The 22,020-nt window shown below is 48.4% G+C and carries 26 protein-coding genes; 14 read left to right on the top strand and 12 right to left on the bottom strand.

Annotation, left to right across the window (positions count from 1 at the left end; translation table 11 throughout):
* Positions 1–33 precede the first annotated feature (33 nt).
* The 7 genes from VNK96_03750 to VNK96_03720 form a co-directional block, all read right to left on the bottom strand.
* On the bottom strand, positions 34–825 hold the full coding sequence (locus tag VNK96_03750) for an OmpA family protein (protein HWP30829.1): 792 nt from the start codon (positions 823–825) through the stop codon (positions 34–36).
* A 7-nt stretch (positions 826–832) separates the two neighbouring features.
* A complete protein-coding gene (motA, locus tag VNK96_03745) occupies positions 833–1,690 on the bottom strand; it encodes a flagellar motor stator protein MotA (GenBank protein HWP30828.1) in 858 nt (285 codons plus the stop codon).
* A 169-nt stretch (positions 1,691–1,859) separates the two neighbouring features.
* Positions 1,860–2,615: an ABC transporter ATP-binding protein gene (locus VNK96_03740; GenBank protein ID HWP30827.1), complete on the bottom strand. Its 756-nt coding sequence runs from the start codon at positions 2,613–2,615 to the stop codon at positions 1,860–1,862.
* Positions 2,612–3,211, bottom strand: coding sequence for an FtsX-like permease family protein (locus VNK96_03735; GenBank protein HWP30826.1), 600 nt, complete (start codon positions 3,209–3,211; stop codon positions 2,612–2,614). The genes VNK96_03740 and VNK96_03735 overlap by 4 nt, the downstream gene beginning before the upstream one ends.
* The gene (locus VNK96_03730) at positions 3,208–3,600 is read right to left on the bottom strand and encodes a PqqD family protein (GenBank protein HWP30825.1); all 393 of its coding nucleotides are present in this window, start codon (positions 3,598–3,600) and stop codon (positions 3,208–3,210) included. The genes VNK96_03735 and VNK96_03730 overlap by 4 nt, the downstream gene beginning before the upstream one ends.
* On the bottom strand, positions 3,582–4,487 hold the full coding sequence (locus VNK96_03725; GenBank protein ID HWP30824.1) for a hypothetical protein: 906 nt from the start codon (positions 4,485–4,487) through the stop codon (positions 3,582–3,584). Before VNK96_03725 ends, VNK96_03730 begins: the two co-directional genes overlap by 19 nt.
* Positions 4,438–4,683 (bottom strand): twin-arginine translocase TatA/TatE family subunit, encoded by a 246-nt coding sequence (locus VNK96_03720; GenBank protein ID HWP30823.1) that lies wholly within the window; start codon positions 4,681–4,683, stop codon positions 4,438–4,440. Before VNK96_03720 ends, VNK96_03725 begins: the two co-directional genes overlap by 50 nt.
* A 130-nt stretch (positions 4,684–4,813) precedes the next feature.
* Here VNK96_03720 and selA point away from each other — a divergent pair, with 130 nt between their 5' ends.
* Both selA and VNK96_03710 read left to right on the top strand, forming a co-directional pair.
* Positions 4,814–6,169, top strand: coding sequence for an L-seryl-tRNA(Sec) selenium transferase (selA, locus tag VNK96_03715; GenBank protein HWP30822.1), 1,356 nt, complete (start codon positions 4,814–4,816; stop codon positions 6,167–6,169).
* Positions 6,166–6,798 carry an HD domain-containing phosphohydrolase gene (locus VNK96_03710; protein HWP30821.1) on the top strand — a complete coding sequence of 211 codons (633 nt, stop codon included), beginning with the start codon at positions 6,166–6,168 and terminating at the stop codon, positions 6,796–6,798. The genes selA and VNK96_03710 overlap by 4 nt, the downstream gene beginning before the upstream one ends.
* A 1-nt stretch (position 6,799) precedes the next feature.
* On the opposite strand, the gene VNK96_03705 is transcribed toward VNK96_03710, so the two are convergent.
* Both VNK96_03705 and VNK96_03700 read right to left on the bottom strand, forming a co-directional pair.
* Positions 6,800–7,861 carry an XdhC family protein gene (locus VNK96_03705; protein ID HWP30820.1) on the bottom strand — a complete coding sequence of 354 codons (1,062 nt, stop codon included), beginning with the start codon at positions 7,859–7,861 and terminating at the stop codon, positions 6,800–6,802.
* Between the two features lie 8 nt (positions 7,862–7,869).
* Positions 7,870–9,714 carry a bifunctional homocysteine S-methyltransferase/methylenetetrahydrofolate reductase gene (locus VNK96_03700; GenBank protein HWP30819.1) on the bottom strand — a complete coding sequence of 615 codons (1,845 nt, stop codon included), beginning with the start codon at positions 9,712–9,714 and terminating at the stop codon, positions 7,870–7,872.
* A gap of 110 nt (positions 9,715–9,824) precedes the next feature.
* Here VNK96_03700 and VNK96_03695 point away from each other — a divergent pair, with 110 nt between their 5' ends.
* A complete protein-coding gene (locus tag VNK96_03695; protein ID HWP30818.1) occupies positions 9,825–10,196 on the top strand; it encodes a hypothetical protein in 372 nt (123 codons plus the stop codon).
* Between the two features lie 31 nt (positions 10,197–10,227).
* Here the strand turns inward: VNK96_03695 and VNK96_03690 are convergent, their stop codons facing one another.
* Genes VNK96_03690 through greA form a run of 3 tightly spaced genes read right to left on the bottom strand, consistent with a single transcriptional unit; the run spans position 10,228 to position 12,507 of the window.
* A complete protein-coding gene (locus VNK96_03690) occupies positions 10,228–10,503 on the bottom strand; it encodes a hypothetical protein (protein HWP30817.1) in 276 nt (91 codons plus the stop codon).
* A gap of 25 nt (positions 10,504–10,528) precedes the next feature.
* Complete coding sequence (gene lysS, locus VNK96_03685; protein HWP30816.1) at positions 10,529–12,016, bottom strand: lysine--tRNA ligase; 1,488 nt, start codon at positions 12,014–12,016, stop codon at positions 10,529–10,531.
* Positions 12,013–12,507: a transcription elongation factor GreA gene (gene greA, locus VNK96_03680; protein ID HWP30815.1), complete on the bottom strand. Its 495-nt coding sequence runs from the start codon at positions 12,505–12,507 to the stop codon at positions 12,013–12,015. Before greA ends, lysS begins: the two co-directional genes overlap by 4 nt.
* Before the next feature lie 231 nt (positions 12,508–12,738).
* Between greA and flgB the strand changes: the two genes are divergently transcribed.
* Genes flgB through flhA form a run of 11 tightly spaced genes read left to right on the top strand, consistent with a single transcriptional unit; the run spans position 12,739 to position 22,017 of the window.
* Complete coding sequence (gene flgB / locus VNK96_03675; GenBank protein HWP30814.1) at positions 12,739–13,155, top strand: flagellar basal body rod protein FlgB; 417 nt, start codon at positions 12,739–12,741, stop codon at positions 13,153–13,155.
* Complete coding sequence (flgC, locus tag VNK96_03670; GenBank protein HWP30813.1) at positions 13,152–13,544, top strand: flagellar basal body rod protein FlgC; 393 nt, start codon at positions 13,152–13,154, stop codon at positions 13,542–13,544. Before flgB ends, flgC begins: the two co-directional genes overlap by 4 nt.
* Before the next feature lie 14 nt (positions 13,545–13,558).
* Positions 13,559–13,867 carry a flagellar hook-basal body complex protein FliE gene (fliE, locus tag VNK96_03665; GenBank protein ID HWP30812.1) on the top strand — a complete coding sequence of 103 codons (309 nt, stop codon included), beginning with the start codon at positions 13,559–13,561 and terminating at the stop codon, positions 13,865–13,867.
* A 42-nt stretch (positions 13,868–13,909) separates the two neighbouring features.
* Entirely contained in the window at positions 13,910–15,541 is a 1,632-nt protein-coding gene (gene fliF / locus VNK96_03660; protein HWP30811.1) for a flagellar basal-body MS-ring/collar protein FliF, read from the top strand.
* A gap of 2 nt (positions 15,542–15,543) precedes the next feature.
* Positions 15,544–16,554 carry a flagellar motor switch protein FliG gene (gene fliG / locus VNK96_03655; GenBank protein ID HWP30810.1) on the top strand — a complete coding sequence of 337 codons (1,011 nt, stop codon included), beginning with the start codon at positions 15,544–15,546 and terminating at the stop codon, positions 16,552–16,554.
* Positions 16,547–17,197, top strand: coding sequence for a FliH/SctL family protein (locus tag VNK96_03650; protein HWP30809.1), 651 nt, complete (start codon positions 16,547–16,549; stop codon positions 17,195–17,197). Before fliG ends, VNK96_03650 begins: the two co-directional genes overlap by 8 nt.
* A gap of 1 nt (position 17,198) precedes the next feature.
* The gene (gene fliI, locus VNK96_03645; GenBank protein HWP30808.1) at positions 17,199–18,539 is read left to right on the top strand and encodes a flagellar protein export ATPase FliI; all 1,341 of its coding nucleotides are present in this window, start codon (positions 17,199–17,201) and stop codon (positions 18,537–18,539) included.
* Positions 18,532–18,954, top strand: a complete 423-nt coding sequence (gene fliJ, locus VNK96_03640; protein HWP30807.1) for a flagellar export protein FliJ — start codon at positions 18,532–18,534, stop codon at positions 18,952–18,954. Before fliI ends, fliJ begins: the two co-directional genes overlap by 8 nt.
* Positions 18,951–19,529 carry a lytic transglycosylase domain-containing protein gene (locus tag VNK96_03635; GenBank protein ID HWP30806.1) on the top strand — a complete coding sequence of 193 codons (579 nt, stop codon included), beginning with the start codon at positions 18,951–18,953 and terminating at the stop codon, positions 19,527–19,529. Before fliJ ends, VNK96_03635 begins: the two co-directional genes overlap by 4 nt.
* A complete protein-coding gene (locus VNK96_03630) occupies positions 19,526–19,969 on the top strand; it encodes a hypothetical protein (GenBank protein ID HWP30805.1) in 444 nt (147 codons plus the stop codon). Before VNK96_03635 ends, VNK96_03630 begins: the two co-directional genes overlap by 4 nt.
* Entirely contained in the window at positions 19,969–22,017 is a 2,049-nt protein-coding gene (gene flhA, locus VNK96_03625) for a flagellar biosynthesis protein FlhA (protein HWP30804.1), read from the top strand. The genes VNK96_03630 and flhA overlap by 1 nt, the downstream gene beginning before the upstream one ends.
* The last annotated feature ends 3 nt before the right edge of the window (positions 22,018–22,020 follow it).

Here is a 22,020-nt window from a genome sequence, read left to right as displayed (position 1 = left end):
GTATTGACAAAAGTGCCTCTCCCTCAGTGAGATCTACATGGGAGAACGTATCACATTTCGCACTTTCCAACTATACGGAACGAGGATTGCAACACGTCGGTTGGACGAATGAAAGGGGTCGTCAGGTACTTTTAATCTCCTGTCCGCAAATCCCCTTATCGCCAAAACGTTTTTTTCTTCAACTCCGCTTTGGCATAAGAATCTAAAAAGTGCGTTCGCGCGCTGCTGAGACAAATCCCAGTTGTCTATACTCGAACCAGGAGCGTAAGGGCGAGAATCCGTGTGACCGTCTATAACGAGTTTTCGATTGCTCTTCGCAAGCGCTTTTCCTATTCGGGAAAACATTTGTTTCGCTTTCGGAGAAATTTGGGCACTGCCCACTTCGAAAAACGCCTCTCCTACCCCTTCCAAAAACTCTATGATGAAGCCTTCCTCGCTCGTTCGAATCTCTACGAGATTCGCTAATTTTTCATCGTCGTTTCGAAGGCTCTGTTCCACCTCTCTTTGTAGTTTTTGCAAGGAGTCTTTCTCCTTGGCTATCTCTTGTTCGGTAAGAAGGACCGACCCCCCCTCGAACGGAGTCGGCTTCGTCGAATTATTTACTTTTCTTCCTTGATATTTTTTCGAATTCCGTAATGGGTCTTTGAAATAACCGGCAATCGCACTTCGTGTGTCTTGGTCTAATCCCAACACCCACATCGCCAAGAAAAATGCCATCAATGCCGTCATAAAATCCGCAAAGGCTACTTTCCACGTGCCGACAGTAAACGCGCTTCTGCTTTTGCGAACTTTTCTGATGATAATGGGTGTCGGTGATTCTGCCATGTTAATTTTATGCCGCTAATCTTTGTCTCACCGTACTTTCCATTTCGGAAAAACTCGGACGCAATTCGGGGTCTATGTTCCGCCTCGCAAATTCGACACAAGTTATCGGGCTCTCCCCTCGCGCAAAACTAAAAAGCGCATAACGAATACTGTGAAGGTACTGCATCGTTTGCTTATTGCGATGATACAAAGCCTGTGCAATGGGAGAAAAGACACCGTAACAAAGCAACACGCCCAACATCGTGCCGACCAATGCAGCCGCAATATGTTGCCCGATAGAGCGAGGATCCCCCCCGATAGATGCCATCGTGATGATCACTCCTAAAACCGCAGCCACGATTCCGAATCCCGGCATCGCTTCGCCCGTCTTTTCGAGAACTTGCGCTGGACGATTCAATTCGTGCTCGAAAATCTCCAAATCGATTTCCATCATCTCCATCAAATCTTGAGAATTAATTGCCCCTGTCAAAATCACTTTCGTTGTATCCGTCAAGAATGCCAAGGCTTCAGGATGTGCAAGAAGTTCAGGACATCGTTGGAAGATTTCGCTCTCGTGGGGTCGCTCGACGTGGCTTTCTAAAACCAAAAGCCCATCTCTCCGGGCGTGGTTGAACATGTAAAAAAGCATCTTGAGCAGGGAGATGTACCCTTCTTTCGAGTACGGGCTCGGCTTGAGCAATCCGAGGGTCTCTCTCATGATTCTTCTCAAAAAGGAAGGTGGATTCGAGACCAATATCGAGCCCAAGCCCGCCCCGCAAATTACGACGATTTCCGCCGTTTGGGCGAGGACGAAGACATTCCCTCCACCGATGACGAAGCCCCCGACCACCGCAAAGGCGACGACCAGAAGACCTAAGATCAGCATGCGAAGTCACCTCTGCGTGGTCTTTTCACCCCACAGGACCCCAAAAAACACCCGGGCATTTGTTATCTTTAATATCGGCTGGAAAGGCGCCTTTTATGCTGGTGGAATTTCCGCCTTTTTGCCTTTTCCTCTAACTCGATACAGTGTGTTGTGCGTCCTAAGTCCTAGCCTATCCTTCCACACCTTCTACGTGCCCAACCTGTAGCTCCACATCTGCGCGTGTCTCGATTTTTTCGATCTGCCCATCTCGTATCCATACAATCCGGTCGCTCACGTCGAGCATCTTCAAATCATGGGTCGCGGAAATAATCGTAAGCCCCCTCTCTTCGTTCAGCCTTCTCAGCAATTCGATAATTTCTTTTCCGGTTTTCAAATCCAAATTTCCCGTTGGTTCGTCCGCCAAAAGTATCGCAGGGTCGTTCGCCAATGCCCGCGCGATAGCAACGCGCTGCTGCTGCCCCCCCGAAAGTTCGTGGGGGCGATGATGCAGACGATCACCCAAGCCGACCGATTCTAACAATTGCGCCCCCTTTTCATCCGCTTCCTCTGCAGTCAGTCCAGCAAAAAGCATCGGGAGCGTAACGTTTTCCAACGCAGTTCTCACTTGAATCAAATTGAATGTTTGGAAGATGTAGCCTATCGTGCGATTTCGGAGATACGCCAACTCTACCGGTGTTAACTGAGCGATATCTACCTCGTTGATATACACACTCCCTTTCGTAGGCTTATCCAACCCTCCAATCATATTGAATAAAGTGCTTTTTCCACTTCCACTTGGACCCATGATGCTTACATATTCACCGCGACGTACATCGAGAGAAACTCCATTGAGAGCGAAAACCGAATAATCCCCCAAACGATATTCTTTCACCAAATCGCGCGTGCGTACGATCAGTTCGCCATTGCGTTGGTTCACGGCGGTCATACTTCCACCCTCAACGCTGCAGCAGCAGGCATTTTCGCCGCTTGAATTGCCGGAAGGATGGCAGCAATAATCGCAATCGTCACACCCAATAGAAGCGAAGTGCCGAAGATAGGAACCGCGCGAAATCCCGCCTGAGCAATTTCATTCCATCCCCCCGAAAAACCTTTTACCACATAAGCAATGAGAATTCCGAAAAGCCCCCCCGATATGGAAGCGATAGTGCCGAGGATAAGCGCTTCCAGAAAAAATAACTTCACGATGAAGCTATCCAGTGCCCCTAAACACTTCAACGTGCCGATTTCTCGATATCTTTCCGTAACGCTCATCAGCATCGAATTCATTATCCCGACGAAGCACATGACGAGCGAGACGAAGACGAGCCACCGCAAACGGTTCTCCGTTTCCGCTATGCCGCCTTTTTCGCTGACCGATGAAAACATCTGCATCGTTCGCACCGCAGCATAAAGCGCAATTCCCAGCATGACACCCAATGCAGTAAACAATTGCCGCATGGGTCTCATTCGAATGCTTTTTACTGCCTGTTGCAGCGCTACCGACAGCGGAGGCTCTTTTAGTTTTCCTATGTTCGATTTCACGGCTCTGGAATAGATAAAACGATGAATCCCCTTTTCGCTAATGTTTCCATAAAACTCAATAGCGATGCCTCCGCCTCTACTTTGGAAATTTTGAATTCTTGCCGCAACCGTTCGACGATGTTCTCGAGGGTGCGTGAACCATCGCAAAGTTTCCACACGAAAGCCCCTATCGGCTCCAATTCCACATCACGAGTCGGCGGGATTTCCGTCCAACGGGCGACCCATTTATAAATCCCTTTGCGCAAGTTCAATGGCACATGCAAACGAACTGCACCGGATTCCAACTCCGTGTAAGGAATTTGCGAATTCCGCAAAGGCTTCGCCTTGCGTATTTGCTTTTTCGACCATTGTTTGTGTCGAGAAAAAAATTTCAACCAAGCCATTCCCATCGAGGTTCGTTTCCTTTCGAATATTCACTTTGGATTAGTGCAATTTGATTGCGATTCCGATGATACGAAATCAAAGCCTTCGCTTCTCGAAACAAAAACCGCTTCCATAAAACAGGTCGCCCCGAAAGCACGAGTTTTTCTTCATCGTTTTCTGTTTGTAGGGATAGCACATTCTGTAAACCTGTGGCCGCGCATGCCCATTCCACGAAACCGTGTTTTTCGATTAATTGTTTCGCGAACCCCCACCTCTCCGCTTTCAGTCGTGCGCCTTTCGAACGGAAAAAAAGCGTCGTTCGTCCGCTTAAAAAACGAAAGGAATCCAACTTGTATTTTACGGGCAAACGCACAGAAAGCCCATAAACCTCCCACGGGCGCAAAACATCGGCTTGTGTTTCTACAGGATACGTTTGGAGGTTTTCCCAAAGAATGCGCGCCTCTCTTTTGAAGGAATCTTCTCTCCTTCCCGAACGTTCGAGCAAGATTACATGTTTTGTCGCTGATTGATAGGCAATACATCCGTAACCTTTATTTCCGGCGTGCCATTCGAAAAGGAGCGCATGAGGACTCGAGTTTTCGTGCCCCCCCTGGAAAACGAAACCTCGCTTTTTTGCACCTCGCTTGAGTGCGTCGAAATATTTAGCGAGGTTTCTTTCGAGATTCGGACAAACGCGTGAAAGATTCCAGCGAAGTTGGATTTTTCCCTCGTTTTCGCCTTCTAAGCGAACATAGCCTTCCCGTTCCGTTCCGCTAAAAACGACTGGACGCCAATCCTCGTTTACAGGGAAAGAAATTCCCTGCCAGGAAAAGCGCTGTTGCAAAGGTACGAGCGCGTCTAATTCAACCTGTCGTTGGAGTCTCGTTCTTCGGGGAAGACTTTTCCGTCCCACTGTCGCCTTTGGCTGCCTCGTTGGCTGCCTCTTCTAACACGCGCTTTCCTTCTTCGATTCCACGACGGAACTCCCCAACCCCGCGGCCAAGGCCACGCATCAGTTGTGGAATCTTTGTCCCTCCGAAAAGTAACAAGATAACGAGAGCGACGACAATCCATTCGCTTCCGGAAATCCAGCCGAGTGGTAAAAACATAACTTCCCCTAAAATATACAGTGTCACTACACAATTATACGCTTTTCGGGCACTTTGCCTCACCTCTCCTGCACAAAAATCTGCCTGCAGCCTAAATTGACCATTTCCCGAAAAGGGATAGAATCTTCGTGTGAATGAACTTTTCCGTGGGCTTCCGAGCGTAGCGACTCTCTTGGATTCCGAAGAGATGTCGAAATACCCACACACGCTTGCCCTCGAGGCATGCCGAAAAGCAATAGACGAAGCGCGCGAAATTGCCCAAGCGAGTAAAAAGCTCCCAGATCCGCAGAGCATATTCTCTCGAGCCGTTCAAATTGCCCAAGAGATGGCGGTCCCCTATTTCCGTCCCGTAATCAATTGCACAGGAACGATTTTGAATACTGGCTTAGGCAGAGCGAGGCTGGCAAAGCCCGTTGCCGAAGCCATCGCAAAAGTCGCGCTTTCCCATTCCACTTTGGAAATTGACTTGGAAAGCGGAAGACGCGGGAACCGACAAACCAGCCTTAGAAAACTTCTTTGCAGGCTAACCGGAGCAGAAAGCGCTTTAGTCGTCAATAACAATGCGGCAGCGGTAATGCTTGCTGTAAATACGTTCGCTAATGGGAAAAAGGTGTTGCTCTCGCGCGGGCAGAGCGTGGAAATCGGAGGGTCGTTTCGCATGCCGGACGTCGTTCGCTCTGCGGGGGGGATTTTGGTTGACGTCGGATGCACGAATAAAACGAAAGTTTCGGATTACGAAGAGGCGACAGACAGCGAAACGAAAGTCTTGCTACGATGCCATCCGAGCAACTTCACGATTTCAGGATTCGTGGAAGAGCCATCTATTGCAGAACTTGCCGAAGTCGCTTCTTTGCATGGTTTAGTTTTGATTGACGATGTAGGAAGTGGTTGTCTTATCGAGACGACTCGATATGGCCTTCCGCATGAACCGACAATTCGTGATTCTTTGAAATCGGGAAGCCACATCGTAACGGCAAGCGGCGACAAACTTTTGGGAGGACCTCAAGCCGGCATTATCTTAGGAAAAATGGAATTAGTGGATAAAATCGCGCGAAATCCCCTCGTGCGTGCAGTGCGAATCGATAAACTGACCGCAACAGGATTGGAAGCGACACTCCGTTTATACGAAGAGGGAAAAGAAGAAGAGATTCCCGTGATTCGTTATATCGCGCGAAGCAACGACGAAGTACGTTCGTTAGCGCAAGAATTAAAGGAGCAATTGAATAAACGAAACATAGAAAGCGAAGTTACTCCCGCTGAGTGCGAGGTGGGGGGAGGTTCGTTGCCGGGAGTGCGATTACCGAGTTTTCGCGTTTCCTTCAAAAAGAATGCTCAAGAATTCGCCAAAGCGCTTCGAAAGGGTGACCCCCCTGTTATAGGATATATCGCAGAGGACACTTTCCATCTCGATATGCGGACCGTAGAAAAGGAAGAAATCCCTCTTATCGCATCTTGCATCGAAAGAGTATCGGAGAGTCTGAAGTGAAAGACGTGGAAGATTGGCGAACCGCCAATCGGATCGCGCGAAATCTTCTAAACGAACTCGAATCGCACAACCCTTCTCGAAAAGGGCATGGAGACCGCGTGAGCGTTTATGCCGTCGCCTGCGCCTACGAGTTGGGTGCGCGGGACGAAGATTTGTATTCGCTGAAATTCGCCGCTATGCTGCACGATATCGGAAAATTGAGCATATCCCGTGAAATCTTAGAAAGAAATTCCGCGATAACGGAAGAAGAGAGAAGCGCGATTCGAAGAAGCGTGTTATCCGGGGGGGAGATTCTTGCGGAAGAATTCGAAAAAAGAAATTTCTCTTTCCCTCTCGAATCCCGCATTTCGCGAGAGGAGTTTATTCGCGCTTGCAAAGAAATTCTTCTTCATCAATACGAAGGATTGCCATCCGATAGAGCCCCCCTTGCTTCGCGAATCCTCCATCTTTGTTGCGCTTACGATGTTATGGTGACTCCGCAACCCTGGTGCAAAGAAAAATCGGAAATCGAGGCTATTCGTGAAATACAAAACCTTTCAGAAAAACAATTCGATCCTAAAGTCGTCGAAGCATTTCTAAAAATACGTCATTTAATTCAACCGATTTTTCCTATATCTTGGAAACCCTAATTTATTCCGAAACAAGACGCTTCTGCCCGCAACGAGCCGCAATCGGTCCACGATATTCTGAGCGAACCTGAACGAGTTCGGCAGCAATGCTCACCACGATCTCCATTACTCCTTCTGCTCCGATTTCCAAACCCATCGGCGAACGAACCCTTTCGAATTCTTCTTCGCTACACAAACCACTCGAAACCATTTCTTTTTTTATCATTTCTCGCTTTCTGTTGCTTCCAATCATCCCGAGATATGCCCATGGCAAGCCGACTAAGGAGCGCAAAACTTTCGAATCGTTACGATGCCCTCGCGTTACGATGCAAATATAGGTCTCATCGGGTTGGATATTCGAAATGTCCTTACATAAAGAGGCTTGCTGCTCACTTATGTCAGACGAAACTACCCTCCCTTGCAAAAGGCTCATCACGCTTTCTCGTATCTTTTTTGCGAACTCCTCAGGTTGCTCGCAAATCCTCTCCTGCACCCAAGGAACTCGTTCTTCCGAAACGAATTCTGGTCGGTCATCTACCAAGGTAACGAAAAACCCCAATTCCTTTCCCAATCTCGAGAGTTCTTTCCCGATATGACCTCCACCGAAAATAATCAGACGCTCTGGCGGCAAAATCGGCTCGATGAACAAATCCCCCTTTCTTAAAGGTCTTCTCTCGATTTCCTCTATAGAATCGAATCTTACCCCCCCCTCTTTCAAATCGTATACCAAACAACCCCGTGAAGACAACGCTTGCCGAAAAGCGGATATGTACTTTTCCGGTTTAGGTAAAAGCAAAACCTGCACACGCCCCCCGCAAATTAGCCCATCGTCCCAGCCGAAATCATCATCCAATTGAAACTCTCGAACGAGATGCTTTCCGGAATAAAGCGCCTGCAAACCCAATCGGCGGCATTCCATCTCCAAGCATCCCCCCCCAATCGTCCCGAAGATACGACCGTCTCGCAAAAAAATTCCTTTCGCTCCAGGCACTTGCGGCGCACTTCCGCTTTTCGCAATCAATACGGCAAGGCAAAACTCCTCCCCGTTTTCATGCAATTCGAGTGCCTTTTTAATAATGTCCATCTCTTTCTCTATGATGATTTCTCACTCGCCGCACGTTGGGATTGCGCAGGCAACACTGCATCCATCACACGTTCTGCAACTTTCCAATTCCCGAAAGGCGGCATGAGATAAAGCCCCTGTGCCATCGAAGGCAATTTCGCTGCAAACTCCTGCGCAACTTCGATGCCGATTTTCAACGCATCCGATTCTTCTGCTTCCGCAAGTCGTTTCCGGAGCCAATCGGGCACGCGTATCCCCGGAACTTCGTTGTGCATAAACTCCGCATGACGATAACTGCGCAACGGCATTACCCCCACCATAATCGGGCGTTTGTACTTTTGCGCTATTTCGCACGCAAATTCCGCATCTCGCATCTCGAATAGTGGTTGCGTATAAATCAAATGAGCCCCCGCTGCCATTTTTCTTTCTAATCGCTCTAACTCTACATTTAAATCTCGCGCTACAGGATTGAAGGCGACAGCTATGGTAAACGCGCATTTTCTTCCGATGGAATTGCCCGCCAAATCGCGCCCTTCATTGAAACGCGAAATGATTCCTACCAATCCGATGGCATCTATATCGAAAACGCTCGTTGCGCTGGGAAAATCGCCGATGTTTGTCGGATCACCTGTAACCGGCAAAACGTTGCGAATTCCCAAAGCGTGCGCACCTAATAAGTCTGCTTGCAATGCCAGCATATTTCTATCTCGGCATGCGACATGCATCATCGTTTCGATTCCCACATCGCGCTGAATGATATGACAAATCGCCATCGGGCTCATGCGCAGTCGAGCGCGTGCGCCATCGCTAATGTCAATCAAATCCGCCCCCCTCTCTTTCAATGCGCGCGAACCCTCTAAAACTTTTTCCGTTTCCAATCCTCTCGGTAAATCCAACTCCACCGTAATCACGAACTTTTTGAACAACTTACGACTCAATTCGCTTGGTTCGCTTTCGGGAAGAGGTGTCTTGCGCTCCTCCTCCATGATTTTCGTTATCGTTCTTTTGCGCAAGTTTCTATTTTGCAATGCATCGCTCAGTGCTCGGATATGCGCCGGAGTCGTACCGCAGCAGCCTCCTATCAGGTTAGCCCCCCCATCTGCTAATCTTGCCGCGGCGCGACCGAAATACTCCGGAGTTACATCGTAAACTTGCTGACCGCGCACCAATTGCGGCATCCCCGGCGTCGGCATTGCGACAACAGGCGTTTCACCGACTTCCGACATCCAGCGAACGATGTCGAGCATTCTTTGCGGACCGACCACGCAATTCGCCCCCACCGCATCGGCGCCCAATTCCAGCATTTTGCGAGCGGCATGCAGCGGAAAACCTTCTGCAAGTGTCTCTCCATCCTCGATGAAACTCTTGCATGCCACAATCGGCAAATCGCAAACGGATTTCACCGCCTGTATCGCGATTCCCATCTCTTCCAAATCGGAAAAAGTCTCTAAGATGATGGCGTCTACCCCCCCCTCGAAAAGGGCGGATGCTTGCTCGGCGAAATCCTGAAAAACCTGTTCCTCCGGAAGGATTCCCACCGGAGCGAGTGGCTTCCCGCAAGGACCGATTGCTCCTAAGACGTACGCGTTCGGAGCACCTTCCCGTGCGAGTTCGGCTCCTTTTAGACAAATTTCTCTCGTAGAAGCGTTACTCCCGAAGGAATGCAATCGGATACTCCCCGCCCAGAAGGTGTTCGTTTCGACCACTTCCGCCCCAGCCTCGGCGTATTCGTGGTGGACCTTTCGTACGAGTTCGGGGGCTTCTAAATTCGCGAGGCAATAAGGCAGTCTCCTATACCCTTCCATGCCCAAAAGCGTCCCCATCGCCCCATCAGCGATGAGGATTCGGCTGCGTATGGCTTCAAGAAAGGTCATTTTTTGAGATTATGCGAGAAGGAACAGGTCACTTACTACTTCTGTTGACCCACAAAAGCGGTCATGTGACCGAAAAGCTCGGTCACAATATAATATAAAATATAAACGGCATGCCAAGAAAACTAATATCCACAAAACAAGAACTTCTAAATAACCTGCAAACTTTTGTATCTTACTCGAAATCGAATCTTGAAGCAGAACGAGAGTTTTTTCGTGAGTCACTCTCAAGGGGGAAGTGCTTTGTTGTTGATGAAAATGGCGCTCACTTTGCGCCCAGTAGATTTTTAGGATATGTTGCTAACAACATGCCTGAGCATAAGAGAGATGAAGAAAAAGATGGACGCATAACTAATAATGCCATTAATAAAATCCTACAATCTCGTCCAGTTCAAAATAATGAGATAGAGCAGCGCTTCATTCAATATTGTGAAGAAAATGGCGTACGTCTTTACAAAATAAAAAGAAAATATTGGAGTTTATGATTTTGTCGAATTGCGCTCGTTTTTTTTGATTCTACTTATCAATATCCATTCGCATAAGTCGCCATGATCCTCTTGGTTTAACTTGTTCAACCGTTCGTTCACGCTCCATGATTTTTAATACTGTATACTGAAACCAGCCCTGCTGGTCTTCAAGGAAATCCGCATTAACACCTAATAAACGCCCAATTACGCTATTCCGCAAACCTTCAGGATGAGCTTGAAAAACACGTCGAATAGCACGCTTTACAAGAATCACGCCTTCTTGCGCCAAATCATATGCTTCGATTTCAATAGACGAAAGAGGCATACTTTTATTATTTCTACGCACGATTTCACTCCTTCTTCTCTGGCTTCAATATCGGGAACCAAATCACTTCGCGGATCGAGTCAGCGCCGCTCAATTGCATTGCAAGGCGGTCCATGCCGATACCGAGCCCCCCCGTAGGCGGCATGCCCAATTCCATCGCATAAAGGAAATCCTCGTCCAGCGGGTTCGCCTCGTGATGACCCGCTAAAAGCATACGATGCTGTTCCTCCATGCGTGCGCGCTGGTCGAACGGGTCGTTCAATTCACTGAATGCGTTGCAAACTTCACGTCCACGCAAATATCCCTCGAAGCGGCGCGTCAATTTCGGGTTCTGAAGGTGCCTCTTCGCAAGCGGCGAGGTGTCTATCGGATAATCCTCCACGAAGGTCGGTTCCTGTAAACGAGGCTCGACGAACTTTTCCAATAGTTTCTCGATGATCCCCCCCACGCTGGTTTCCTGCGATGGGTCGAGCCCCACCCGTCGCATCGCCTCTTTTGCAGATTCGAGACTTTCGAATTCCGAAGGTTTCACTCCGCAATGTTCCTCGATTGCCTCGAGCAATTTCACGCGCTTCCACGGTTTCGTGAAATCGAGAGTCACATCGCGCACCCGCAAAACTTCGCTTCCATAAACCTCTTTCGCTAAATGACGGCAAAGTTCTTCCACCAAATTCTGTATGTGTTCCATTTTGGAATACGCTTGATAAAGCTCCAAGAGAGTGAACTCCGGATTGTGGCGCGTGCTGATTCCTTCGTTGCGAAATACACGCCCTATCTCGTAAACCTTATCGAAACCGGCGATAATCAAGCGTTTCAGGTGAAGTTCTAACGAAATGCGAAGTTTCAACTCCATCTCCAACGCTTCATGATAGGTAACGAAGGGTTTCGCAGCAGCCCCCCCGACTACCGATTCCAGCACCGGAGTTTCCACTTCGAGAAAGCCCAAAGCATCCAAATACCTTCGCGTTTCAGAAACCAGTTTCGCGCGTTTAGTCAAAATATCCCGCGATTCCGGGTTTGCGATGATATCCAGATATCGTCTCCGGTGCCGTTCCTCTACATCGTGTAACCCGTACCAGTGTTTTCCTTCTTTTTCTTTGCCGATGGGAAGGACATGAATGCACTTGGCGAGAACTTTCAAATCGCGCGCATGAATCGAGATTTCGCCCGTTTTCGTTTTGAAAACTTCTCCGCTCGTTCCGACAATGTCGCCGATATCGATGAGATTAAAAATTTCCCAAAGCGTTTCCCCTACGTCTTCTTTTTTGACGTACACCTGCATGCGCTCTGCCTCGCGCGTGATGTCGAAAAACCCTGCCTTGCCCATGGGTCTCAAAGAAGTAACGCGTCCCGCAAGGGACACAACCTTTCCTGCGAAAGCATCGTAGTCTCCCTTGATTTCGTGCGGCAGGTGGTTCGTAGGGAACTCTTCGAAAGAATACGGGTCGTGTCCGAGTTCTCTAAGCCTCTTTAACTTATTCAGGCGAATTTCGGTTAGTTCTTGTTCACTCACTTCACCGCCTTCCCGATTTTTAGAATTTCATAAGTCACTTTACCGGAAGGCGTTTCGACGGTTACGATATCTCCTTTTTGTTTGCCAATAAGTGCCATACCCAGGGGAGATTCGTCGGACACATAATTTGCATTCAAATCAGCCTCGGCACTGCTCACTATCGTTACCGTCACTTCTTTGCGTGATCTGCGATTTTTGAGGGTCACCTTCGTCCCGACGCTCACGACTTTCGTGGAAACCTCAGAAGGCTCTAAAACATGGGCGTTCGCGAGAATGGATTTCAACTCCTCGATGCGGTTTTCGACGACGGCTTGCTCGAATTTCACCTCGTCGAGTTCTGTGTTCTCCTCACTGTATTCCCCGTGCTCCATGCTTTCACGGATACGCTCTGCGATTTGACGGCGCTCGAAAGTAGAAAGCCGCTCGAGTTCCTCTTTCAGTTTCGAGTAGCCCGATGGGGTCAAATAGATTGCGTCTTCGTTGAGTGGCATATTTTCCTAAGTAGTTTCTCTAAAAGGCTCGACAACTCTCATTCCTGTACTGAGGTTTATTAGCCTCGGAGACAAGGTGCTGGGGTTAGAGCCTCTGCAAGAGGCGCATTATAACCTATTTAATGGCGAAAAGCGTAGAACCGAAAGCAGAACTCGAGATTTGCCCATCTGAAGAGGAAGCCTTTTCCGCCGAATATCCAATTGAGCCGATTTAGGCTCGAAAAACCTGCGATGATTCTCGAAAACCTCTTCGGACCCTTCACGGAAAGATTGCAACTCGCAATGCACCGCGCTGTGCAACGACATGCTCTTTTAAGCGCAAACCTGGCGAATCAGAGTACACCGGGATACAAGCGAAAAGACATGTCCTTCTTTCTTTCACTCGAAGAGGCAGGGCTGAGAGAGCAGCAGCGCAGTCTTCGGATTACTCATCCAAATCATATTTCCGAATCGAAATTTTTCAAAAACGCCATGAACGGAATAGTACGGGAAGAGCGATCGATTCGGCAGGATGGGAATAGCGTAGATTTAGAACGCGAAGTCGCCGCTTTGACGGAAACACAACTTCATTACAGCACATTGAGCGAGATGGCTCGCAGGTATTTCCAGTCCATGCATGAAGTGATCAAGGAGGGTAGAAGCACATGAACTTAATTCACACACTCGGAGTTAGCGCAAGCGCACTCGCGGCAGAACGCTTCCGAATGGATGTGATTTCGACGAATTTAGCGAATGCTAACACGATGCGAATCGGAGGAAACGATCCTTATCGCAGGAAAATCGTTTCACTCCTGGAAAATTACGATGGAAGCGTAAGCATCAATGGCATCGTGGAAGACATGTCTCCCTTCCGAGTCGTGCAAGACCCGGGAAATCCTTATGCAGATTCGGAAGGACTCGTATATTACAGTAATACGAATCCTATTACGGAAATGGTAGACATGATTAGCGCAAGTCGAGCGTACGAAGCGAATTTGAATGCATTCAATTTGACAAAACAAATGTTGCAAAGCGCATTGGATATCGGAAGAGTTTAATCCATGCAAGGAATTTGCTGAAAAAAGAAATGAGGATCGAAGATATCCCGCCCATAGACCAGAATCTTTTATCTTCGACTCGAACGGAAGCACCTGATTCCGGTGAGAGTTTTTCCCAACTTCTGATGGACGCCATAAGAGAAGTCAATCTCGCGCAATTGGATTCAACGAGATTGCAGTCAGAACTTATGGCGGGTCGGAAGGTGGATTATCACGATGTGATGATTGCAATGAGCCGCGCTTCTTTGGCATTGAGCCTGACTTTACAAGTGCGAAATAAACTTCTGGAAGCGTATCAAGAAATTCAACGCTTGCAAATCTGAACACACGAAGCCCCCCCTTTCGACCACGCTTAGGAAACGCCTATGGGTGGAACTTTGCTTAAAATCAGAGCGTGGTGGGAAACCGCCGATAAAACGACTAAGACGGTAAGTATCGTCGGGTGCGTTCTGCTGTTTGCACTTTTGTCCGCTGTGTTTTATTTTTCCAAATCCCCGGACATGCGCCAATTATTCCCCCCCTTAGAACCGACGGAGCAAGGTCGTGTCATTCAAAAACTGCAAGAAATGAAAATCGCCTATCGTCAAGAAGCGGATGGCAGCATTTTCGTCCCATCGCACCTCATTCCCGAAGTCCGCGCGAAATTGGCGATGCAAGGAATTCCCTCTTCTGGCACGTTAGGAAAACTTCGCCTAAACGATATGGGATTTACCGACCCTGCTCCTTTGCAAGAAGAAAAAATCCGAATCGCTCTAGAAGAAGAACTCGCAAAAACCATCATGATGCTCGCTCCTATAACTGCAGCGAAAGTGCACATCAGTCCGGGTTCGGATTCCCCTTTCGCAGATTCGAAAGTAGAACCTTCCGCGAGTGTCGTAGTGGGTCTAAAACCAGGAACATCCCAACCGCGTGAAACAGCAGAAGCCATCGTAACGACTTTGATGGGAGCGGTAACGGGATTGAAACGAGAAAACATTTCCGTTTCCGATTCGACGGGTGTAGTTTTATTCAACGGAAAAACGGAAGTAGAGAACGCTACAGGTCTTGCTTTGCGAAAACGAGAAGCAGAACTCGCGGAAGCGAAAAGACTCAAGGACGCACTCGACAGCATGATTACGCAAGTCGTCGGACCAGGAAAGGCAATCGTAAGCACGAGCGTCGAAATGAATTTCGATAAAGAGGAAGTCATCACACGTTCGGAAACACCTACGAAATCTCCTGTAAGCAAAGAATCCGTTACCGAAACCTATTCTCAAGGCGCTCCGAATCGAGCAGGTGGACCTGCGTCTTCTTATGCAGCACCAGGAACCGCGAGTTCGACATCGGGACAAGGAAACTACTCGCTCGTACAAGAAGTAGTGAACAACGCCACGGTGCAAGAAAAAAGCGAAAAGATGGTTGCACCGGGAAAAATCATCGCGGCGCGTGTGAGCATCATGCTCGACCAATCTGTTGCAGCATCCGCTCGACAAATCGAGCAATTCGCAGTAAATCTCATCGGTGCGGATAAAGACCCGGAAAATTTCAAAGTCTCGGTAACGACATCCAATTTCGATAAAACCGCAGCAGAGAAAGCCTCCGAAGAACTTGCCGCCGCGAAAAGATCGCAGTTCTTTCAGCAAGCACTATCTATGATTCCGATTATTGCTTTATTGATAGTAGGATTTCTCATCGTACGTTCGATAAGTAAACTTACTGCTAATAATCGAAATATTATTTTCAGCGCGCATCCGCTGCCGGAAGTATATTCGGATAGTGAAACGAGATACGAGCCAGCCTCGCCGAAAAGACAACTCGTAGCGAGTAGTTTGCAAGATGAAGACCTTAGCGAAAGCGCGAAAAAACGTGCTTATGCTATCAAACAAGCCATCCCCGATGTCGGTGAAATTCCCGAAAAGTTCAACGAAAACCTTTTGAGAATTCTGAAAACTGCGGATACGCGTCCGGAATCAGTTGCATTGCTTATCAAGAGTTGGATGCTGGAGGAGGTTCGATAACCATGAGAAGTGCTTCCCATCCGGTTTCGAATCGCAAAAAAGCGGCGATTATGATGATGATTCTCGGTCCCGAGATAAGTGGAAAGGTGATGCAGCATCTCGATGAGGAACATGTCGAGATTCTCACGTTAGAAATTGCGCGTTTAGACCGCGTAACACCGGAAATAAGGAATCAAGTTATCGAAGAATTTCATCAAATGGCTTTAGCGCAGGACTATATCGCCGAAGGTGGGGTGGAACACGCTAAGAAATTATTGTTCGCCGCGTTCGGTAGCGAAAAAGCGACAGATATGATTGAGAGAATCAACCAAACATTGGAGGGAGTTCCCTTCGATTTCTTGAGGCGCAGTGACCCAGCGCAATTAGCGACGATTTTGACGGACGAGCATCCCCAAACCATCGCTTTGGTGATATCGAACCTTCCCACTGGTTTAGCGGCGCAAGTTTTGGAACGGCTCAATCCCGAACTCCGAGTGGATGTCGCAGAGAGGATTGCCCTTATGGAGCGCACCCCCCCTGAAGTCATTCGGCGGGTGGAAAATGTATTGGAACAAAAAACCAGCGGGATGGCGAATACAGGTTTGGCATCTTCGGGGGGGCTGAAAAGCCTCGTGGATATTTTGCATCATGTAGACCGCAATACGGAGCGCAAGATTCTCGATAATCTACATTCGAAAAATCCAGAATTGGCGAACGAAGTGCTAAATATGATGTTCGTTTTCGAGGATGTCGCGAAACTCGACGACAGAGCCATTCAGCAAATCCTGCGAGAAATCGAAATGAAAGAACTCGCCTTGGCTCTGAAAGGGACTTCCGAAGAAGTTCGCGCAAAGATTTTCATGAACATGTCGGAGCGAGCAGCAGATATGGTGAAAGAAACCATGGAATTTTTGGGTCCTGTAAAACTACGCACCGTAGAAGAGGCTCAACAACGCATCGTTGCCATTATCCGACGTTTAGAAGAGGCTGGCGAGATTTCCATCGGTCGCGGAGAGGAGGAGGTCCTTGTTTAAAAAGCGCATTCTTCCTCGGGAATCGGGTTCTAAATTTTCCAAATTAGAAGAACAATTGCCCGAGATTCCGAAACTATCGTCTGCAAAAGAAAAGGAGCCCCCCCTTCCGCTCGTTTCAACGACTCATGCCATTGCAACGGAAAGTTATCAAGATGGTTTTGCAAAAGGATACGACGCGGGATTCCGAGAAGGACTTCACTGCGCTAAGGAATACGAATTAGAAAGATTGAAACGTCTCGAAAGCGATCTCGAAACGTTGTTCGCTCGCATCGAACACGCCATGGAACTGTGGTACGAAAAAGCAGAATCAGGACTCGCACGATACGCGAGCGACATCGCCAAGAAAATCCTCGCAGAAGAGTTGACATTGCGTCCGGAAGCCATTGTATCGCTTGCGCGAGAAGCGATAAAACGAGTCCGAAATACCACAAATGTTCGTATTCGCGTGAATCCTTTCGATTTGAATACTTTAAACGAACGCAAAGAGGAACTTTTCCGAATCGCGGCGGGGGTGAGAGGAATAGAAATCGCAGGAGACGAAACCCTCGAACGAGGTTCCGTCATCATCGAAACGGAAAACGGAATCCTGGATGCTCGCATCGAAACGCAGTTGGAAAATTTATGTCGAAAGGAGGTGGCATAACATGCGAGTTCCGGTTGCGTCATTCGATAGAGAACGAAAAGCGCTCGAAGTCGCAGAGCCGTTTCGAATTTATGGGCAAGTTCGAAAGGTCGTTGGCTTAATCATCGAATCTTCAGGACCTCCAGCACGGATAGGTGACATTTGTTGGATCAGCAATTCCACGACATCGAAGATTGAAAAAGAGAATCTCATACGCGCAGAAGTCGTTGGATTTCGAGAAAATTCCGTTCTGCTCATGCCTATCGGGGAAATGACCGGAGTGCAGGCGGGAAATCTCGTGATCAATACAGGGGAATGCTTGAAGGTTCCGGTCGGAGAGGCACTGCTCGGACGCGTGCTCGACGGATTAGGCGAAGCGATAGACAAAAAAGGGAATCTCGATACACGAGATGTTCAACCCGTATTCAATGTCCCCCCCCATGTATTGCAGAGACGATTCATTCGCACTCCGCTTACATTGGGTGTTCGCGCCATTGATGGACTTCTAACGTGCGGAGAAGGTCAACGCGTAGGCATATTCTCGGGGAGCGGCGTCGGAAAAAGTACGTTACTCGCCATGATTGCTAGGAATTCGAGTGCTGACGTAAACGTCATTGCACTCGTCGGGGAGCGTGGAAGGGAAGTGCGAGAATTCATCGAAAACGACTTGGGAGAAGAGGGGCTAAAAAAAAGCGTCGTCGTCGTCGCTACGAGCGAACAACCTGCACTCGTACGAATCAAGGCTGCATTCACGGCAACCGCAATCGCGGAATGGTTTCGAGAAAACGGGAAAAAAGTAGTTTTGATGATGGATAGCATCACGAGATTCGCCATGGCGCAAAGAGAAGTAGGATTGGCGATCGGAGAACCTCCGAGCACCAAAGGATATACACCGAGCGTATTCGCCCTTCTTCCTCGTCTTTTGGAACGAGCGGGAAATTCTCATAAAGGTTCGATTACAGCCTTTTACACGATATTGGTGGAAGGAGACGACACGAATGAACCGATTGCCGACGCAACACGTGCGATCTTGGATGGGCATATCGTTCTCGATAGAAAACTTTCTAACCGTGGGCATTATCCGGCAATCGACCCACTGAATAGTCTTAGTCGTGTAATGCCTTCGATAGTTTCCGAAGAGCATCAGCGTGCCGCAAATCGCTTTCGTGAACTCTTTGCTGCATATCGCGATGTGGAGGACCTTTTGATGATTGGTGCATATAAACCAGGCACGAATCCCGTTGCGGATTGCGCAATAGAAAGATGGGAAAAGATCAATGCGTTCTTACGCCAAAACAAAACAGAACGGGTGGCAGATTTTCAAAACACGTTAGCGAACTTAATGGGAATTACCGATGCATAAATTCCGTTTTCGATTCCAAAAAGTGCTCGATTATCGCATGATGCTGGAAGAATCAGCGAAAGAAGCATATCGCCTCGCCCGAGCCGCTTCCTTAGAAGCCGAGAACAAATTTCAAGCAATGAGAAAAAAACTCGCTGACGCTTTGAAAACGCCCGGAGAAACCATCGAAGAGATGATGATTTGGGAAACGTATATCGAACGCTTAGAAGACGAAATCGAACAACAAATCGCTCTCATCGAAATTAGGAAAAAAGAAGAAGCCACCGCTTTCGCAAATTGGCGTGAGGCTCGCAAATCGCGCAAATCTTTGCAGAAACTTTGCGACATCGCGAAAGAAGCCTGGTCTAAGGAAATCGAAAAAACAGAACAAAAACAATTAGACGAATGGACGGTTCTAAAAAGGGAGGCTAAATGAGAATTACTCCATTCGGCGCAGAGCGAATACAGTCTCGTATCCGAGAAATCGAGGACCGGCTGAAAACCCTTTTCCATCGCGAGCGACCCTCCCCCACCAATCCGAACCGTCTAAGAGAACAATTTCATCTGCATACGAGCGGAATTTCCGCTGCCCCTTTACAACCGTTGAATGTTTTTCCTTCCAATCTTTCCATCGATGTGCAGACTTTATTAGAAAACGCCAACATGGTGGCTGACGAATTCGGATTAGACCGCAATATTTTTCGAGCATTGATTAGTGCAGAAAGCGGATGGAATCCGAATTCGGTTTCCCCTAAAGGTGCACAAGGACTCACGCAGTTAATGCCCTCCACGGCACAAGCGCTGGGAGTTTTAGACCCATTCGATCCGATACAAAACCTTCGCGGGGGGGCTAAATATTTGCGGCAAATGCTCGACGAATTCGGGAGTTACGAATTAGCGCTCGCTGCCTATAACGCAGGTCCAGGCGCAGTGAAACGATATGGAGGAATTCCTCCCTATCCGGAAACTCAAAATTACGTCCGAAAGATTCTTTCGGAGGTTGAAAGATGAAATGGACTCATGGGATAACTCTTCTCTTTTTACTCGGTGGATTGTTCCTTGCATTGGGATTCACCGGGATTATCGAACTTCCTCTATTTTCGAAACCTGAACCCCCCGCATCATCCGAAGCAGAGAAGCAAGAAGTCCTTTCTCCTCCCTTAGAAATTTCGATGAATCGTAAGTCTTCCTTAGGCGACCCTTTCTCGCCCCCCGACATGAGCCCCCCCGTCCGTAAAGACGGTACGGAGCGCTTAGCGAAAATATGGTCGGCTATGGATGTCGAAGCACTCGTAAAAATTCTCGAAAAATGGGATGACGCCGATGCACTCCCTGTTCTGGCAAGATTAGAAGACAAAAAACTTGCCGAACTTTTAGCGGAACTTCCACCTGAGCGTGCGGCTACATTGAGCAAAGGCATCAAAACCATGCCGAAAGGCGGGCAGAAATAATGAATGCCTTCGAACGAATTTTAAAAAGTTCGGATTTATTGCTGGCAGTCGGAATCATTACGATTGTCGTGATGCTCGTCCTGCCTTTACCCGAATGGTTATTGGACGCGGCTCTCATTGTGAGCATCGGCTCTTCTTTGGCGATCGCATTGATTGCAACGAACATTTCCCATCCCTTAGAATTCAGCACATTTCCGTCCGTTCTATTAATCACGACATTGCTCAGACTCGCTCTCAGCATCGCTGCCACGAAATTGATTCTCGGCACTGCTTCCGCCGGATATGTCATCCAAACTTTCGGAAACTTCGTAATGGGGGGGGATTTCGTGGTCGGGCTCGTTGCCTTTTCCATTCTCGTCATCGTGCAGTTCGTGGTGATTACGAACGGCGCAGGCAGAGTGGCAGAAGTCGTCGCGCGGTTTACACTCGATGCCATGCCAGGAAAGCAAATGTCCATAGACGCAGATTTGAATGCAGGCCTCATTACCGAGCAAGAGGCGAAGGCAAGAAGAGAAGAAATCAAACGCGAAGCTGATTTTTACGGCGCGATGGATGGTGCAAGCAAATTCATCCGAGGGGATGCGATTGCCGCTGTTCTCATTATTCTTGTCAACATCATCGGGGGGCTTATTGTCGGGAGTATGAGGGGTGAAGGAGGGTTGTTAAACATCCTCAGAACCTATGCCCTGCTCAGCGTGGGAGAAGGACTCGTATCGCAAATCCCAGCACTGCTTATCAGTACGAGCGCTGGATTGATGGTCACACGCTCCGGGCAAGATTCCGGAATGGGAAGCGCCGTTTTTCGTCAAGTTTTTTCACAACCGAAAGCATTGCTCGGTACATCCGCTGCCCTCGCTGCACTTGCTTTTGTTCCAGGGTTCCCGACAATCACCTTTCTCTGCATGGCTGTCATAGCATACGGTTCGTATCGTTTCGCACAAGGCTTTCATCTACAAAAATCGAAATCGCAAGAAGGAAAACAAGAACAACCGCAAACGACATCCGGTCCGGATGCTGTAATGCCATTATTGAATGTAGATCCCATCGAAATCGAAGTCGGATATGCGCTTACGAAAATCGCAGACCCGAGACAGGGGGGGGATTTACCGCAACGCATCACTGCATTGCGACGCCAACTCGTGCTCGAAATGGGCTTCGTTATGCCCAGTGTTCGCATTCGAGACAGCATCGAACTCTCTGCAAACGAGTACCGAATCAAAATCCGCGGAGAAGAAATCGCAAACGGTAAATGCTATCCCGACAAAATTCTCGCAATCGATAGCGGAAATGTCATCAACCCTTTAGTGGGCACGAAAACCATCGAACCTGTTTTCGGAATCGAAGCGATGTGGATCGAAAAAGGACAACGAGAACAAGCCGAACGTAGCGGATATATGGTGGTCGAACCGAGTGCGATGATGTGCACTCATCTCAGTGAAATTGTAAAAGCACATGCGGCAGAACTGCTCAGTCGCCAAGACGTACAAAATCTATTGGACAATCTAAAAGAAAAAAATCCCGCACTCGTCGAAGATTTAGTTCCTTCGAAAATGACTGTGGGCGATATCCAAAAGGTCTTGCAACATTTGCTCCGCGAGCGAATTCCCATTCGAGATTTGGTCACCATTTTGGAAACGGTAGCGGATTTCGCCGACAGAACGAAAGAACCGGACCAACTCGGAGAACTCGCGAGAGCAGCAATCGCGCGCACGATTTCGCGCCTATACGCTAATCGTGAAGGGAAATTGGCGTGCATTACACTCGATCCGACATTCACACACGCCATACAAGAACATATCCAGCACACTCCCTACGGAGCGACGCTCGCGTTGGAGCCTGAGCAAGCGCAAAAATTGGCAAAAGAAATCGCGCAACACAGCGAAAAAGCGATTGCAGAGCACGGTTCAGCAGTTGTTCTTACGACCAACTCAATGCGATTGCCTCTGAAAAGATTGCTCGAGCGCTACCGCGTGCAAACACCGATCTTGGCTTTCAACGAAGTTGTCGCAAATGTAGATGTCGAATTCGTCGGTCAAGTCGCTGCGTAACGT

This window comes from Fimbriimonadales bacterium (genome assembly GCA_035559795.1).
GTDB lineage: Bacteria > Armatimonadota > Fimbriimonadia > Fimbriimonadales > ATM1 > DATMAR01.
The sequence above is the reverse complement of the archived record's forward strand: the minus strand, read 5'-3'. Positions and strand labels throughout refer to the sequence as shown.